Annotated in this window: 15 protein-coding genes and 2 pseudogenes; 3 read left to right on the forward strand and 14 right to left on the reverse strand. The window is 61.4% G+C overall.

Annotation, left to right across the window (positions count from 1 at the left end; all coding sequences use genetic code 11):
• Positions 1-240: 240 nt before the first annotated feature.
• Together darG and darT are read right to left on the reverse strand one after the other, a co-directional pair.
• Positions 241-1,323 carry a type II toxin-antitoxin system antitoxin DNA ADP-ribosyl glycohydrolase DarG gene (gene darG / locus ACFQAU_RS19085; protein WP_120352483.1) on the reverse strand — a complete coding sequence of 361 codons (1,083 nt, stop codon included), beginning with the start codon at positions 1,321-1,323 and terminating at the stop codon, positions 241-243.
• Positions 1,323-1,964, reverse strand: coding sequence for a type II toxin-antitoxin system toxin DNA ADP-ribosyl transferase DarT (darT, locus tag ACFQAU_RS19090; RefSeq protein WP_092838803.1), 642 nt, complete (start codon positions 1,962-1,964; stop codon positions 1,323-1,325). The genes darG and darT overlap by 1 nt, the downstream gene beginning before the upstream one ends.
• Between darT and ACFQAU_RS19095 the strand changes: the two genes are divergently transcribed.
• Positions 1,884-2,429, forward strand: coding sequence for a hypothetical protein (locus ACFQAU_RS19095; RefSeq protein WP_386284789.1), 546 nt, complete (start codon positions 1,884-1,886; stop codon positions 2,427-2,429). The two genes, darT and ACFQAU_RS19095, sit on opposite strands and share 81 nt — an antisense overlap.
• A 95-nt stretch (positions 2,430-2,524) precedes the next feature.
• Here ACFQAU_RS19095 and ACFQAU_RS19100 read toward each other — a convergent pair whose 3' ends face one another.
• From ACFQAU_RS19100 to ACFQAU_RS19125, 6 genes and pseudogenes are all read right to left on the reverse strand, one after another.
• Positions 2,525-4,207, reverse strand: a complete 1,683-nt coding sequence (locus ACFQAU_RS19100; RefSeq protein WP_386284437.1) for a type IV secretory system conjugative DNA transfer family protein — start codon at positions 4,205-4,207, stop codon at positions 2,525-2,527.
• Positions 4,208-4,215: 8 nt separating this feature from the next.
• A pseudogene (locus tag ACFQAU_RS19105) lies at positions 4,216-6,566 on the reverse strand (relaxase/mobilization nuclease domain-containing protein).
• On the reverse strand, positions 6,553-7,146 hold the full coding sequence (locus ACFQAU_RS19110) for a helix-turn-helix domain-containing protein (RefSeq protein WP_120352480.1): 594 nt from the start codon (positions 7,144-7,146) through the stop codon (positions 6,553-6,555). The pseudogene ACFQAU_RS19105 and the gene ACFQAU_RS19110 overlap by 14 nt, the downstream one beginning before the upstream one ends.
• A gap of 562 nt (positions 7,147-7,708) precedes the next feature.
• Positions 7,709-7,915 carry a hypothetical protein gene (locus tag ACFQAU_RS19115; RefSeq protein ID WP_007120662.1) on the reverse strand — a complete coding sequence of 69 codons (207 nt, stop codon included), beginning with the start codon at positions 7,913-7,915 and terminating at the stop codon, positions 7,709-7,711.
• Positions 7,916-8,452: 537 nt separating this feature from the next.
• Positions 8,453-9,380: pseudogene (locus ACFQAU_RS19120) on the reverse strand (DUF2493 domain-containing protein).
• 672 nt (positions 9,381-10,052) lie between these two features.
• Positions 10,053-10,415: an ArsR/SmtB family transcription factor gene (locus tag ACFQAU_RS19125; protein WP_120352477.1), complete on the reverse strand. Its 363-nt coding sequence runs from the start codon at positions 10,413-10,415 to the stop codon at positions 10,053-10,055.
• Between the two features lie 48 nt (positions 10,416-10,463).
• On the opposite strand from ACFQAU_RS19125, the gene ACFQAU_RS19130 reads away from it, so the two are divergent.
• Both ACFQAU_RS19130 and ACFQAU_RS19135 read left to right on the forward strand, forming a co-directional pair.
• Complete coding sequence (locus ACFQAU_RS19130; protein WP_120352476.1) at positions 10,464-10,910, forward strand: SRPBCC family protein; 447 nt, start codon at positions 10,464-10,466, stop codon at positions 10,908-10,910.
• A 28-nt stretch (positions 10,911-10,938) separates the two neighbouring features.
• Entirely contained in the window at positions 10,939-11,277 is a 339-nt protein-coding gene (locus tag ACFQAU_RS19135) for a VOC family protein (protein ID WP_120352475.1), read from the forward strand.
• Positions 11,278-11,347: 70 nt separating this feature from the next.
• Here the strand turns inward: ACFQAU_RS19135 and ACFQAU_RS19140 are convergent, their stop codons facing one another.
• The 6 genes from ACFQAU_RS19140 to ACFQAU_RS19165 form a co-directional block, all read right to left on the reverse strand.
• The gene (locus ACFQAU_RS19140; RefSeq protein ID WP_240791658.1) at positions 11,348-11,752 is read right to left on the reverse strand and encodes a VOC family protein; all 405 of its coding nucleotides are present in this window, start codon (positions 11,750-11,752) and stop codon (positions 11,348-11,350) included.
• Positions 11,753-11,761: 9 nt separating this feature from the next.
• Positions 11,762-12,055, reverse strand: coding sequence for an ArsR/SmtB family transcription factor (locus ACFQAU_RS19145; protein WP_120352474.1), 294 nt, complete (start codon positions 12,053-12,055; stop codon positions 11,762-11,764).
• 247 nt (positions 12,056-12,302) lie between these two features.
• The gene (locus ACFQAU_RS19150) at positions 12,303-13,031 is read right to left on the reverse strand and encodes a DUF736 family protein (protein WP_120352473.1); all 729 of its coding nucleotides are present in this window, start codon (positions 13,029-13,031) and stop codon (positions 12,303-12,305) included.
• A 125-nt stretch (positions 13,032-13,156) separates the two neighbouring features.
• A complete protein-coding gene (locus tag ACFQAU_RS19155) occupies positions 13,157-13,459 on the reverse strand; it encodes a hypothetical protein (protein ID WP_120352472.1) in 303 nt (100 codons plus the stop codon).
• A gap of 100 nt (positions 13,460-13,559) precedes the next feature.
• On the reverse strand, positions 13,560-14,021 hold the full coding sequence (locus ACFQAU_RS19160) for a DUF6915 family protein (protein WP_120352471.1): 462 nt from the start codon (positions 14,019-14,021) through the stop codon (positions 13,560-13,562).
• A 1-nt stretch (position 14,022) separates the two neighbouring features.
• On the reverse strand, positions 14,023-14,409 hold the full coding sequence (locus ACFQAU_RS19165) for a DUF6878 family protein (protein ID WP_132446219.1): 387 nt from the start codon (positions 14,407-14,409) through the stop codon (positions 14,023-14,025).

Consider the following 14,409-nt stretch of genomic DNA (forward strand, 5'->3'; position numbering starts at 1 on the left):
TGCTAGATTTGCTAGGTTTGAGGGACGGTGTGTTCCCTGGTGTGGTTTTGTTGTCACGGCGTCGCTGATCTGGGGTCCCGGTTGATTTTGCTATCGGCTTCGGTCCTGGTTTAAGTGCCATGAATGCTCTCCTTTATTGGTTTGTTGATTTGATGCTCCCACGAATGTCCGCGTTGTAACGATGCTGCGGAAGCTACGCGGCATCGCCGCATGTGTGCTTCCCGCCCACGAACTCAAAGATTAACAGGCAGGCAGCCTGTTCGATGTCTGAAGTTGGCCCAAAGCTATGGCGACCAACCGGCGATCGAAGATCTTCAATTTGCGCTGTCCAGCGACTTCCCCGCCAGCCCAGTCCTTAAGACCTTCCATCACTCCCTCAACAGTCGGTTCGATATCGTCGTGCTGCATCATCCAGTCGACAGTCGCCAGAAGTTCCATGCCGAGAGGCGACTCAAAGCCATCGATGGTGGCCGAAGCCCATTCCAGTACGCTTGAGAACTGCTTCCCTTCACCCGAGTTCAGATAGGCTTGCACTCGATCATACTTTGCGTCGTTGAACCAAATGAGATCCAAGGGATCGGCATCTGCAAGGCGCTTGTCGCACCGGAGATAACTTCCATCGAGACTGTCGAGCAGCTTCGTCAGGTTATGCGAATAAGGTCCGTACTTGTTTGCTTGGAACCTGAACTTGAGTGCGTCCGAACCCCCGAACCGTTTCACGCCGCGCTCGAGAAACCATCCCAATTTCTGCACCTCAAGAATCGAGCATTCAATCCCAAGGAGTGAGTACCGACGTACCATCTCAGCCACCAGTGCGCGTGCCGGGGTGAGCTTCTCAACACCAGTGCGCTTGGCGACATTCTGATACTTGGAAGTCGGCTCGTAGACGATGGCATTAACCCCTTCAAGTTCCGCCAATGCCGACTCGATAAGAGGACGCACATCGCGCCAGTCAAGGCCACCATTACCACAGCCAAGTGGAGGGATCGCAATTGAATTAATTCCCTTCTCACGAATTACTCGGACAAGGTCCTTCAATCCATCCTCGACCCATTCAATCTTAGTTTTCACTCGCCAATGGGTCTTTGTCGGGAAATTGATGATCCAGCGCGGCCCGAAGAGCTCCTTGTTCTCGGTAACAAACATTTTGCCAGTACGCACTTCGCCTGCATCGCAGGCGCGCGCATAAGCTTCGAAGTTTCGTGGGAATTGCTCCTTGAACATGAGGGCAATTCCTTTGCCCATGATTCCGACCGTGTTCACGGTGTTCACCACCGCGTCAACGTCAGCTTCCAGAAGATTGCCTTGCGTGTAAGTTACCATCAGAAATACCAGCCTGGTCGCGCCACGATCTTGAGATCGAGCCCAACCTCCTCCCGTTGCTGTTCAAGTGTTCCTTTTTCGTTCTCGCTCAGGCAGACTATGCCTGCAAGGTGCTCCACTGGCAAGTGCCTGTGCACGAGCGCCTCGGCCTGGTAGCGATCCGTCTTTTCGGGATCATCGACGTCGCGTTTGAAGTCTCTACGCTGCAGGATGCCCCAGTCGACCTTGTCGAGGTCGTCGAGCGAGGTGAAGAATTGCGCAGTCTGGAGGTATGCGTGGCGATCTGAAAACACCGTTGCTACGCCTCGATCCTCGAGCCCTCGAAGTGAGGACGCCATGATCACAATCTCCGTGTTCGGGAACTGGCGAATTCCTCCGTAGCCAGTCTTGATGTTGTACATCATCATCGAAAATGGCGTGAAATAGAACGGAATGTAATCTGATAGCGATCCGCCCGGTGCAACAGGTACATTCCGTGCAGTCCGACGCTGAATTAATTCGAGGTTCCCAATTCGCACGAAATTGGGGTCTTGCACTCCGGAATTCTTACAATGAAGCCCATGCCTGAGGATCCACGGCACATTGTTGATGTGCGTAATCCTGAAGATCAGAGCTTTTTCGGCGGTCAAGTTGTTTGCCATGTCTCGATATGGATACAGTTTGGGCCAACTTCCCTCAAGATGTTATATGGTGACCAGCGCCGTCGAGCACATAGCCGATTGACTGGTTCGCAAAACACTTGCCATTCGGTCTTCGCACGAACGCCAACCATTGGCGACGGCCAGCCCCGAATGTCCGCACCTGCTTATGGCGTTGAACCTTTTCGCACCCTTTGCAAATGCCCGGAATCCGTCCTCCCCGACAAGCAGGCGATGTCCGCCACCCTATCGAGCAACCAGCTTTTGACGACCGTTCTCTCGCAGCATCGCTTCCATTTCATCCAAGCCATCGACAGCAGAGCGCATTTGCGCCTCATCAACGACGCTCGCAACTTCGGCATCCACGACCTGACTGCCAAAATCCATCTCCATCTGACGCTGTTCCTCGGCGATGACGGCTTGAACGACGGGCGCGGTTTTCTTTGGAACAACATCAGATTGCCCTGAATGTTCAGCATCATTAGGCTGGCCTGCTACGTCTACATCGGCCTCGGGTCCACTTGGCCCGTCCGGCGGCGGCGCCATCGGCATGGCGCGCACACTCAGCGGCAGCGTGCCTTGCGACCCACCTCCCCCGGCTTCGGAAAAGGCAACTCCCCCGTCTGCGCCGCGTGGATCGCCTTGAACAGCCGATCGTCAAAATATTGGATCCGCTTTGCCCGGACCGGCATCTGGGCATCGATGACCATGACGATCTCGTCGAGCGGCAGACGGCGCGCCTCATCTTCAGGCAATAACGAGCTTTCTTCGGTCCGCGTGGATTGGCTGCGGCCTTCAAAGGGGTTTTTGCCGATGGACTGGGATCGCGTGATGACGGTCTTCGTGGTCTTGCCAACCGCCTTGCTCAGTTCCTCGACTGTCTTTTCATCCGAAGGCGTGAGATAGAGTTTCACGCCGGCGTTGCCCTGCAGGGCGCGGCGGGTGTTCTCGCCGTAGATTTCATCGAGGGCGGGGATGGTTTGGGTGACCACGGCCAAATGGCCGCGATAGGTCCGCAGGGTCTCGATGCTCTCGACCACGATGGGCATCTTGCCGAGACGGTTGAACTCGTCGAGCATGATCATCACTGGCCAGGGCTCGTCGGGCCCGGGGTCCTTGTCCTGCATGGCGGAAAGGAGATCGGAGAAGAAGAGCCGGATCAGTGGTGCCAATGGTTTCACCATCAGCGGCTGGACCACGAGGTAGACCGAAAAGGGTTTCTTGCGGATCGTTCGGAAATCAAAGTCCGACACCGCCGTCGCCTCGTCAATCGCCGGGTTCTGCCACTGGTCGAGCCCCGAGGTCATCAGAAGCGAGACGTAAGAGGTCAGCGTGTCGTTGTTGGTCGAGGCCAACCGCGTGAAGATCAACTTGGCGGCCCTGTTATCGACCTCGTGGCCCCGCGCGAAATACTCCTTCTGCTTGTTCCCGCCCGAGGCCGCGATGCGGTAGATCTCGCCCAGGGTCGGACGCTTGCGCTGGAAGGCCAAGAGCCCTGCCGCCACGAAGAGATCGATCCCGCCCTTGAGGAGGCCCTGCACCCGGTCATTGTCGCTTTGCAGGAAGAGCGTCGCCAGAAGCTGCAGTTCCATCTGCTGGCGCGCGGGATCTTTGAGCTCGGCGATGCGCAGCAGCGGGTTGTAGCGATGCGTGCGCTTGCCCTCCCAATCGGTGGGGGCAAAGCGATAGACCTTGTCGCCCTGGGCTGCGCGGTGCCGGGCCGTTGCCTCGAAACACTCGCCCTTCACGTCGAGCGTCACGGCAGAGCCTTGCCATGTCAGCAGGTTCGGAATGACAAAGCCCGTGGTCTTGCCGCGGCCCGTGGGGGCCACGATCAGCGCATGGGGGAAAACCTTCGAGCAAATGTAATTGGCGCGGGAGCCCGGCGTCCCCAGCTTGCCGAGGATGAACCCGGTCCCTGGCGCCCCAAAGAACCCACTGGCCTTCATCTCGCGCGCGGTCTGCCAATGGGTCTGGCCAAAGCGTGTCAGAGCGGACCCCGAGAGAGCAAGGCTCAGCATCAGGCCGGCAGCGGCAAAGCTGCCGATGATCAGGTGGATGAGTTGGGCGTCCTCCGGGCGGCGATCCAGGATCGCCATGTAGTTCTGCGCGATATAGGCAAAGTCGATCTCGGCCCCGAAGCCGAGATCCTGGTAGGTCAGCACCGCCGAGGCGATGGTATAGCCCATGGCCCCGGTCACCAGCGTCACAAGCAGGACGCCCGTGGCAATCCGCGCTTTTCCCATGGAGGCGCTCAATGGACCTGACCCCGCTCGGTCTCGCCATCCACGTCTGTCGCGCGGTGTTTTTCATATTCGGTGTCGGCAAGATCATCGACCACCTGGCGCAAGGCCTCCGTGTTGGCCGTCGCTGCATCCGATTGCAGGTAGACCTTCGCGACATAGAGCCGGTCGAGGCGGTCCTCGAGAACCTTGTCCAGCGCATCGGCATCGCCGGATGTGAGCCGGTCGAGTTGGCGAACGTCCAGCACCCGCGCGATCTCGCCACGGAAGGCGTCCCGCTCCGCCTCCGTCTCGAAGGGCGCGGAGAACTCCCCGGCCCGCTCATGGTCCAGAACACGCGCAATCTCGTCTGCGAGGCGGTCGGCACGGTCAGACTGCGGCGCAGTTTCATCGCGGGCTGCGAGGATGTCGTCGTGCATGCCAGACCCGAGCCCATCGCGCATCTCGGTTTCGCGGCGGACCTGATTGATGGCCTCCGTGTCGCGTATCTCGACAACGGCCGCATAGGTCGCACCGAGCCCACGGGCAAGGTGGGACGGCATGTCCGGATAGCGCGCGCGCAAGTCATCCGTGACAGCATCTGCAACGGGCGTGCGGACGTCGCGTCCCTCCATGATCCGGTCGACCTCGCGGGTGATCGCGCTGGCGCGGGCCGCATCGGTGATGGTTTCCCTGTAGGGTTCAGACCGATCGATCACATCGCCTGGGCGTGCAAGCAGGTCCGGGTGCGCTGCGAGATACGCGCGCTGCTCGGTCTCGATCCGGCGCTCCGCCCGTGAGACAACCTCCCAGTCCCGGTCCTCGATCTGCTGCGCAGTCAGGCCGTCTGCGCGCATCTCCTGACGGATTGTCCCTTCCATCTCCCGCACCGCGCCCTCATGATAATGGAACTGCTCGCTGACCGGTTCCGCTTCCATGACCCCATCCCGGCGCAGCACGTTCTCCCGCTCCAAGAGCGTGCCAAGCGCGACGTGCACATCGTTGAGAATGTCACGCGCCTGTTCCAGATCGGCGCGGCGTTCAAGGTTCAGATCGCGCGCCTCGGCCACCTTGGAGAGATCATCTGCGATCCATTGATGCTCCAGCGCTGCATTTGAGGCGCCCGTCTCGATCCGGGCCACCACTTCCGATGTGCTGATCCCGGTGCCCCGTAGTGCCGCGTCAATGCGCGATCTCAGATCGGGCTCGGCCAGACGCTCGCGCTGGCTGGCGTCGATATTGGCTTCGGAATAGATCCCGCCCTCCGAGGGGTCTCTGACAGCGTGGATGATCGCAGCCCCAAGGGCTGCATGTGCTGGACCTGCGTCTGGATCTCGATGAGGCGTTTTTCCAGCAAGGGACGTTCCGCGTCAGACTTCTCGGCGATCATGCCCTGCACCCGCGCGAGCTTCTCCGCATAGAGGCTTCTGAGATCCTCGAAGCTTTGATCCTCAGCCATATAAACATCTCCTGTTCGGTCCACCTTCCCGCCATGCGCCAGAACCTCGCCCGCGCGGAAGAGTGCCGCGGCAATGTCTTCGCGGGCCCCGCGGACCTCGGAGGTCTCCCGGGAGGCCTCCACGGCAAGCGAATGGTAGACGTTTCTGGTGTTGGCGATCTCCGCCAGCGTCCGCGTCAGGTCGGCCCCCACGCGTTCGCGTTCGCGGGGCGCGCGGCCCTCGTCTTTCGCGGCATAGACCTCGCTGGTGCGGGCCGGGTAATGCACGACACCGCGATCAACGCGGCGCGTGGCCTCCAGGCGCACGCCATACTTTTCCGCCTCCTCGACCATGGCGAGGCGGAAATCGTCATAGTTGAAGCGATGGTTGCGCCCCAGAAAGAAGAACTCGCCTTCCTGCGAGCGGCGGTTCAGCACCAGATGCGCATGCGGGTGATCTCGGTCTTCATGCACCGCGATGATGTAGTCGAAATGCCCCTCCTCGGTCTGGAAGAACCGCTCCGCCACATCCGTCGCGATGTCGCGCACATCCTCCCCGCGCGTGCCGATCGGGAAGGACATGAGCAAATGCTTGGTTTGCCCGAGCTTGGGTTTGAAGCCCGCATCCCACCGCTTGGCAAAGCGCTCTGTGAGGTCCTTGATGTCGCCCGCCTCGAGCTTTGTCTTGCCATCCAGAAACCCGCTCGAGTCGACGATATGGGTGGACTTGGTGGTGAGGTAATCGAGCTGGTTTGCGAGCTGTGATTTGGTATGCGTACCCCCGCCTCGGATCGCCTTGAAGACCGCCGGACGGTGCCCGGCCGCCGCGCGCACAAGCTGGCTCTGCTTGGCCACGTGCAGCCCTTGCATCGAGCCCCGGACGCGGCTCCAGCCATCCCGGAAGACCTCGCCCGTGACGGCATGGACGGCATCATTCAGCCGCATGGGCAAACTCCCTCAGCGCGACCGTGGCCTGCAGCTGCATCGCGTCCCGACGGCGGCGCAGAAGCAGATCGATCTCGTCAGCGGAATCCAGAATGAACCGCGCCAGCCCGCGCATCTGCGCGAGGCGCAATTCGGTGAACTCGGCACTCGTGCCCCCCACGGCCCCCTGCCCCCGCCGGTTGGCCTGCGTCATCTGCTTGGCGATCTGCGCGACCCCATTGCCGACCTCGTGCAGAGAGGCGCGATAGCGCGCCATCTCTGCCGCCATCTGCGCGTCCGGGACAAACACGCCGCCCGCAGCCTGAATGAGCCGCCGCAGCCCTTCGGCCCGGCTCTCGATTCCGGCCTCGGCCAGCACCTCGTCGAGCGCCGCAAGCTCCGCAGCCGTGACCTTCACACTGATCGCTGAGACCGGGATGGCGGCATCCGTCTGGCGCTCGGCATCAGCTTTCAAGACGTAGCGCACGGCGCGCGATGTAACACCGAACCGCGCAGCCAGCTCGGACGTCGACACACCCTCCGCGGCCTCGCGGACGATCTGCATCTTCTCCGTCTCTGTCAGGCGTTTTGTTCGGGACATGCGGAAGAAAGACCCCCTATTTCCTGCCACCTTCCACCAAGGCTGCCCCCACCTTACGATAATATACCGTGCTGTCAATTATATACTTACGTTGCATTCAGTCTCAGGCAGCCTTGGTGTCCGCTTCACGCCGCGGCCCGCAGGGACGCGGCTCTGCCGCCCTCACCACCGGGCGACCCACCTGTCCAATGGGTCCCCTTCCCCAGCACCGCCCGAGGGTCTGGACGAACACGCATGTGTTCGGACGGAACCGCGGGCGGGCGCAAACCCCACCGACAGGGCGGACAGTCAGGGTCAAGGCGGGCCAGATTTGGCTTGCCAAATCTCTGCCGCAAAAACCGGGAGGCCCTGGCCGATAGGTTTTTGTGGATGGCCCCCTTGAGGCTGACTGGCCGGTCTGTCGCGGCCTGATCATTTCGGGGGAGTGCGTCCGTTGAACGCGCAGCGGCCGACGGCTTCGTGAAGTCGCCTCGGGCGATCTGACCGCCGGACGCGGCATCCCTGGAACAGGGATCGGGCCGCCCCAAGATCGTCCTGGGGCGGCCCATCCTCGTCAGAGGATTTAGTCCTGGGGATCTTTCGCGCTCGGCGGGAACATCACCAACTCCGAGACCGCGACCGGGAAGTCGAGCTTGAGGCTGAAAAACTCCGAGCCGTCCCCGTTGCGGGTGTTGCGGAACATAGCGCCCACGCGCTGAAAACGGGTGCGCTCCTGGCCATCGGTATCGGTGAACTTGACGGGGACGGTGGCGACGTAGTGGTTGGTCATTTAGGTTACTCCTTGTTGCGATGGGGATCACCCGGCACGGGGGCAAGAGGCCCGGTCGCAAGCGCAAATGCGGAGGGTCCGCGGCCAGCCGTGGAAGCCGTATTTGTGCTTGCCGAAGCGCAAGCGCAGGGCACGATTGGGCCGACCCCGTGCGATCCACATCTATGAGCAAAAAGGAGTGATCCGGATGACCCTTGCCATCACGCAGCCGCCACCATCCGCGTCCGCGTCCCGCCGAGCCTGGCCGGGGTGCTGACGGAGCCCGCCCGCGTGGATGCGATGTTCCGAAACACGCCCCGAGGGACGTGCAGGTGTTCAGCCTCATATGCGACGTCTCGACCCCTCGCGTCTTGCGCTGCTGACGATGTGCGTGAGGTGCGTACCATCCCCAGCCCGTACCGATGCGGATGGGCCGCACTCTGACGGACCGGGTAGAGGGATAACGGTGCTGGCCGCCGCGAGCTGCCGATCACGCATGACCAATCGCACGCGCCATGAGACATGACGAAAGGGCCGCGCCAAGCGCGACCCCTCTCTTCAATCCTGCGACGCCTTCTTCGTCGGGTCCGCAACCCGCATGACCGTCAGGCCTTTCGCTTCCGCCTTCTGCCCGAGATTCAGCGCGACCCCGTTGCCGCCGAAGAGGACAACCCCGTCGCCGCGAACTTGTCGTCGAGCATTTCGTCGTTGCACTTGAACGGTGCCGCCCGCCCATGCGCGGACCAGCGAGGATCAAAGCGCGCCTGCGCTATCCCGCGTGCCCGGGCCCACCGAGCCGCAATCATCTCTGCCCCGTGCTTGCCACCCTTGTGGCAGAGGAAGATCTCCTGGTTGCGGTTCTGCTTGATCCGTTCGCGAACCTTGTCGAGCGTGTTGAAGATCACATCGACATCTGTCCAGTCGGTGGCTCCTGAGACGATCAGGGGCACCCCTCGACTTTCGACTTCTCGGCGGTTTCGCGGTCGTGCTGCTCCAGGAGCTGCCGTGCCTCGAAGACCGCCCCGGTCTCTTGCGCGCGGACGCTTGCGCGCGACCCGGCTGCCGGAATGAAGGCGTGGCCCGCCTCGATCTCGTAGCATTCCGCCGCAGCCTCGCTCATCACCTCGATGGCGCCGACAATCTCGCGCAGCTGCAGAAAGCGCGCCTGCGCCTCTTCGAGCGCGGTCTCGGCGATCTCCGATCCGTCGTGGGATTTTGCCAGCGCGCCGATCTTGTCGGCGGTGCGGTCGACCTCCTTGCCAAGCGCCACCTTGCGGCGCTGGAGGATCGTCGCGAGCCCATGGGCCAGCGGTTCGATTTCGGCTTCAAGCCCGGTCCCGCGCAGCTGCCCGAGCAAAGCCTCGAAGCTCTCGCGGATGATGCGGTCGGTCAGGACGTGATCCTCGGGGATCGGCAGCTGCGCGTCCTTCTCGGTCAGTCCGAAAAGTTCAATGGTCTCGTAGGTGTTTGCGTTGTCGTAAGCCATGTCTGGTCTCCAGTGTTCGGTTCCAAGGCCACCACGTGAGTGTGGGGGCATGGCCGAATGCCTGGTTTCCGAATCTGCCCGGGTCAGGGACGGCGCAGCCGCCGGCTTGCCGGGCGAAAAAGTTTTCTGCGCGCAGCACCCGACACATGCGCGCGCTCACGCACGGGACCGCCCCAAGCCACCGGCTACGCCCTCGCGGAAAAGTTTTGCGATCCTTGACGCGGGCTGATTTGGGGGCCATCCGGAGGATATGCTTCCGCACTCATGTGTGTGTGTTTTGACGGTAGGTTTGCCCGACCCGAGCAGGCAAACGGCCCGACCGGACGCGGGAGACGGATGGAGCGGCGGGATCGTTTTGGCCTCGGGCCAAAACAGACCAGAGCGCAATCCGGCGGAGCGGCCGGGGAGGGACGTGCTCGCGAGGCGGGCAAACCGGGGGCCTGGGTGCGACGCCGCGGTGAGGCCGCATGGCCGAATGCGCGACGGACCGAAGGGCCGTTCTCCCCTGCGACACGCGAAGCCGAGCTGGGGAGGCCGGAAGGCAAGTTGGAACTGCGTTACAAAAGAAGACTAGGGAAATTCTGAGTTTCAGTTGTAGAGGTCAAAAGCGGAACTTCGCTGCGGGACGAACGAACTGGTAAGATGCGGACAAAGCAGACTTGCCTTTCTCCCTCAATCACTGCTGGTGCCGGCATCGTCCGGCGATGCTGCTTCGGTCTCTGCAAACGCCTCCAGACTCTCGAGAACCGCGACCGCATGCGCCGCGTACGGACCGATCCAGCGGTTCTGAACGTCGTGGATCGGGAGGGCGTCGAGATGGTTCCAGCGTTCTCGGCCGCGCCGCTCAACAACCACCAGCCCGGCTTTTTCCAACACCGACAGATGCTGCATCACCGTGCAGCGGTCGAGATCCGTAAGCCTCCCGCAAAGGGCGCCGGTGGTCTCCGGCCCATCCTTGATCAGGTCGAGTATCCGCCGCCGCGCTCGATGGCCAAGCGCCTTGAACACGGCATCAAATTTATCTTCGATTGACATGTTATGATTTTATAACATGATTGACGAAACGCAAAGAGGATTCGCATCATGGAGCTGAAATTCACCGTGGCAGGACGCATATCGAAGCCGGTCGAAGAGGTCTTCGAGGCCGTGGTCGCTCCTGACTGCCTGTCGAAATATTTCACCACGGGCGGGGCACGGGGGCGGCTGGAAACCGGGGCCGAGGTGACCTGGGACTTCCACGACTTTCCCGGCGCTTTCCCCGTCCTGGTGCAGGAGGTCGTCCCAAATCAGAGGATCGTGCTGCAGTGGGAGGCGGACGAAAAGACCGCCACATGGACGACCGTGACCATGGAGTTCCGCCCGCTGGACGATGGGCGCACCCTGGTGCGGATCAGTGAATTCGGCTGGCCCGAAACCGAGGCCGGCCTGATCTCCTGCTTCGGCAATTGCCAGGGATGGACCGGGATGCTCTGCGCCATGAAGGCTTGGCTGGAGCACGGGATCAATTTGCGCGACGGATTCTACAAATAATTCAACATAGAAAGAGGAGAACCATCAAATGGAGCCGGGAAAAAACATCGCCATCAAGGTTCCCCTGCATCGCTGGGAAGACACCGTGGCCTTCTACCGAGACAAGGTCGGCTTGACGGTCGCCCGCGAACTGGAGAACAGCACCGGGTTCGAGTTCGGCAGCTTGACCCTTTGGATCGACCGCGTGCCGCATCAGAGCCAGGTGGATGTCTGGATCGAACTGTTCGACGAAGACCCCGACGCCGCCCTGTCGCGTCTCGGCAGCCCCAATCGGGACGAGCTGGAGCCGCTGACCAATGTGACCGGGCACTGGACGTCGGACCCGGCCGGGACGGTGATCCTGTTGCGCAAAGAGCAGATGGGTTGAGCCACTGGATTGATGCCACCACCCGATCTTGGGTCGGGTGGTGGCGCTCCGCTGCGACCGCAGGCGCCCGTTAGCGGGTTTGCGCATCCTTGATCTCTACCAGCTGGATCAGGTTGCCGCAGGTATCATCCAGCACGGCCATTCTGACATCGCCCGCATCAACCGGGTCCTGCGTGAACCTGACGCCACCTTTTGTCAGGTGATCATAGGTGTCGGCCAGGTTGTCGACCTGAAAGGAGGCGGCGGGAATACCATCCGCAACAATCGCTGCCCGGTAAGGTTTCACAGCCGGATGATCGCTGGGTTCCAGAAGCAGCTCAGTGCCAGTCGGCTGCTCCGGCGACACCACCGTAAGCCAGCGGTTCTCGCCCACCGGAATGTCGTTCTTCAACTGGAAGCCCAGCTTTCCGACGTAAAAATCAAGCGCGCGGGCCTGATCGTCGACAAAGACACTGGTGACATGGATTTTCATCATCGTTCGCTCCTAAAGAAATGGGACAAGGGCCTGTTGCACGGCCTCGCGCAGCGGACCCGGCTCAAACCTGTGGATCTTGGTTCGCCCCTGCCACGAAATTTCCAGCAGTCCCGCCCGTTCGAGGGCGTCGAGATGCTGCGAGACAGTTTGACGGGACAGATGTCGTGCGCCGCCCGGCTGATCCGGGGCGACACACAGATCGAAAAGCGTCTGACCGGGCTTCTGCAAAAGCGACGCCAAGATGCGGCGCCTTTCGGTATGCGCCAGCGCTTTGAATACAAGTGTTATCTGATCCTCTGTCATGCCTGCTAAATATGCAGTACAAATACTGCATGTCAACCTATTCAGTAAAGCGAGTGCCAAGACCTCAGGGTAGAGGTCGAGGCATGGTCACGAAGGTCGTAGTAGGGCTCTTCGGTAGCATTAGCTGCAGGCGACACGAACGTCTGCAATGTAGGCCGGGTTCATTCAACCACACCAGCACAGCAAAAGGGGAACCGTGGTCCCACGGCTCCCCTTTCGGTTCAGATCGTCTCCCCTCGCGCGCCGATTAGGCGACCAGCGAGAGCCCCGCGCCTGCGTCCTGCGGCTGCTCACCGCTGTCGATGAACGGGATGATCGAGAAGGTCTGCCCGCCGCGCTGCTCTTCGTTCTGCACGGCGTTGACGCGCAGGTCGCCATCAGGCGTGTTGATCAGCAGCGACAGGTAGTCATTGCCCGTGCGGCTGCTTTTGGCCATCCACGCCGAGCCGACGCGGATTGGTTTACCCCGGGGCGAGCTGACCTCGATCCGGTAATCCGGGTGGGTCTCCTCGGATTTGTAGCTGTTCTCGATCAGCGTGAACTCCAGATCGAACATCATGTTGGCGATGTAGCCGGTGAACGCGTTGTCGGCGTCCATGGCGGTGAGCTCGCCTGAGATCGAGCCGGATTTCATCAGGCCGTTCGAGACCAGCGGGATGATCTCGAACTCCCCGCTTTGGGTCGCGCGCGCTTCTTTCGTCTGCACCGCGTTGACCCGGAACGGACCCAAGCCGACATCGATCTGCATCGAGATGTAGGGGTTGCCGCTGGTATTGCCGGTCTCGTTCCAGGCCGTGCCGATGCGCACCTTGCGGCCTGATTTGTTGACTGCCGTCACGTCAAAATCCGGGCTGCGTTCGGACATCTTGGCCCGTGCCTCCAACTGGATGGCGACGTCAAAGCGCGTCCCGTGGATCATGCCGGTGTACTGAGCGGCTGCGGTCTCGACGTTGCGGGTGAGGGTTCCTGCGAACATGGGATAGTTCCTTCTTGGATTGGCCGGTGCCTGACGTTCTTGCCAGCGCATCCGGGATTGCTTTCTCGACCCCTTGAGGGATCACAAACCAGAAAGCTTGCTTTCCTTTCAGCCCCGCCCACGGGTCAGAGCTGCCGTCCGAGTGGGAATGCCCCCGCGCCTCCTAGTGCTACGCCCCTCCCCTGCCCGTTTGGTCTTGATTGGCTGCCCGGATTTTCCGCGCCGTCCTCCGATCTCGCGATGAAGAACTCCGCCTCTTTTCCGTTCAACCGGTGCCCGCTCCGGTCGGTCAGACCGATGCAGCTTCCGTTCGGCACATAGGTGATGAGGTACTGACCGAGCCGGTCTTTGTGCACAACGTAGCCGGTATTGGCCCAATGCATGGTCTGGCCGGCATCGACGGCCGCCTTGATGGCTTCGAGTGTCATGCGATCCTCCTCAAGAAGAATGGTGGGGAAACGACGCAAGAAGCCCGATCTTCCAACCGGGCTTCCGTGCGGCATTCGTTTGGCAAACGACCGAGACCTGTCAGGCGCTTTGCGTGGCTTGCATCGCGCGCGCCGCCATCCAATCCTTCAGGCCAAGAACCGTTCTTCCGGCGGCGACCTCGGAGGCCCAGGCAACCCTTGGGTCGCCGCAGGGCTCATCGCCAGAATGCCGGTCGATATGGCCATTGGCCATCCATGGCTCAGGCTGGATCCGTCGCAGCCAGTCCGCCATGCTCGGAATGCGGCCCTGGCAGTCTTCACGGATATGCTGCTCGCCGATCCAGCGCACGGGAATGTCCCGACCTGCGCTATTGGTCAGGGTCAAGCCGAAGACACGTTCGGCCTCGAACAGGCCTTGAGCGTGGTGGCGCATGGCTCGGTGCGTGAAGAGCGCGAGGTGCTCTTTCGAGGCGTCAAACCAATCGTGCACAGACTGATAGTCAGATGGCACCCCGCCGAATTTCCGGGCAGAGCTTTCGGCATGATGAAGCGGATGGGCCATCTCACAGCCCCTCGTCATAGCTGTGCGAACATTCGACATAGCGGTCCGCGTGATCGAGGATGATGCTGTCTAGTGCTATGTCCCAAGTCAGCGTGCCATAGCCGCCCTCATTGTTCTCGAACCCCGGGTGATGGTGATAGGCCAGCGACCAGGCGAAATCGCCAACTTCTGTGACAAGCGGCTCCGGCAGGTTGACCTCTGCAGGCTGCACCGTCACATCCTCGACATTGCCGGAGTCGCCATAGCCTTCGTATTCGACAGCGACCTCGCTGATGCCAAGCGCACGTAGTTGCGCGAGCAGCTCCACTCTGGATGCCTTCAAGGTGGTTTCGCGCTCCGCGCGCCACTGAGCCGCCATCGCGGCGTAATCGATCTGGGGATTGGTCAT

It is taken from the genome of Sulfitobacter profundi, from assembly GCF_042661425.1.
GTDB classification, from domain to species: domain Bacteria; phylum Pseudomonadota; class Alphaproteobacteria; order Rhodobacterales; family Rhodobacteraceae; genus Sulfitobacter; species Sulfitobacter profundi.

Excerpts from the sequence above, each read along its gene's own strand:
- ACFQAU_RS19115 (WP_007120662.1), bottom strand. The coding sequence starts at position 7,915 with ATGACCAACCACTACGTCGCCACCGTCCCCGTCAAGTTCACCGATACC.
- ACFQAU_RS19145 (WP_120352474.1), bottom strand. The coding sequence starts at position 12,055 with ATGACAGAGGATCAGATAACACTTGTATTCAAAGCGCTGGCGCATACC.
- darT (WP_092838803.1), bottom strand. The coding sequence starts at position 1,964 with ATGGCAAACAACTTGACCGCCGAAAAAGCTCTGATCTTCAGGATTACG.
- darG (WP_120352483.1), bottom strand. The coding sequence starts at position 1,323 with ATGGTAACTTACACGCAAGGCAATCTTCTGGAAGCTGACGTTGACGCG.
- ACFQAU_RS19125 (WP_120352477.1), bottom strand. The coding sequence starts at position 10,415 with ATGTCAATCGAAGATAAATTTGATGCCGTGTTCAAGGCGCTTGGCCAT.
- ACFQAU_RS19135 (WP_120352475.1), top strand. The coding sequence starts at position 10,939 with ATGGAGCCGGGAAAAAACATCGCCATCAAGGTTCCCCTGCATCGCTGG.
- ACFQAU_RS19165 (WP_132446219.1), bottom strand. The coding sequence starts at position 14,409 with ATGACCAATCCCCAGATCGATTACGCCGCGATGGCGGCTCAGTGGCGC.
- ACFQAU_RS19160 (WP_120352471.1), bottom strand. The coding sequence starts at position 14,021 with ATGGCCCATCCGCTTCATCATGCCGAAAGCTCTGCCCGGAAATTCGGC.
- ACFQAU_RS19100 (WP_386284437.1), bottom strand. The coding sequence starts at position 4,207 with ATGGGAAAAGCGCGGATTGCCACGGGCGTCCTGCTTGTGACGCTGGTG.
- ACFQAU_RS19130 (WP_120352476.1), top strand. The coding sequence starts at position 10,464 with ATGGAGCTGAAATTCACCGTGGCAGGACGCATATCGAAGCCGGTCGAA.
- ACFQAU_RS19140 (WP_240791658.1), bottom strand. The coding sequence starts at position 11,752 with ATGATGAAAATCCATGTCACCAGTGTCTTTGTCGACGATCAGGCCCGC.
- ACFQAU_RS19110 (WP_120352480.1), bottom strand. The coding sequence starts at position 7,146 with ATGTCCCGAACAAAACGCCTGACAGAGACGGAGAAGATGCAGATCGTC.
- ACFQAU_RS19095 (WP_386284789.1), top strand. The coding sequence starts at position 1,884 with ATGCCTGAGGATCCACGGCACATTGTTGATGTGCGTAATCCTGAAGAT.
- ACFQAU_RS19150 (WP_120352473.1), bottom strand. The coding sequence starts at position 13,031 with ATGTTCGCAGGAACCCTCACCCGCAACGTCGAGACCGCAGCCGCTCAG.
- ACFQAU_RS19155 (WP_120352472.1), bottom strand. The coding sequence starts at position 13,459 with ATGACACTCGAAGCCATCAAGGCGGCCGTCGATGCCGGCCAGACCATG.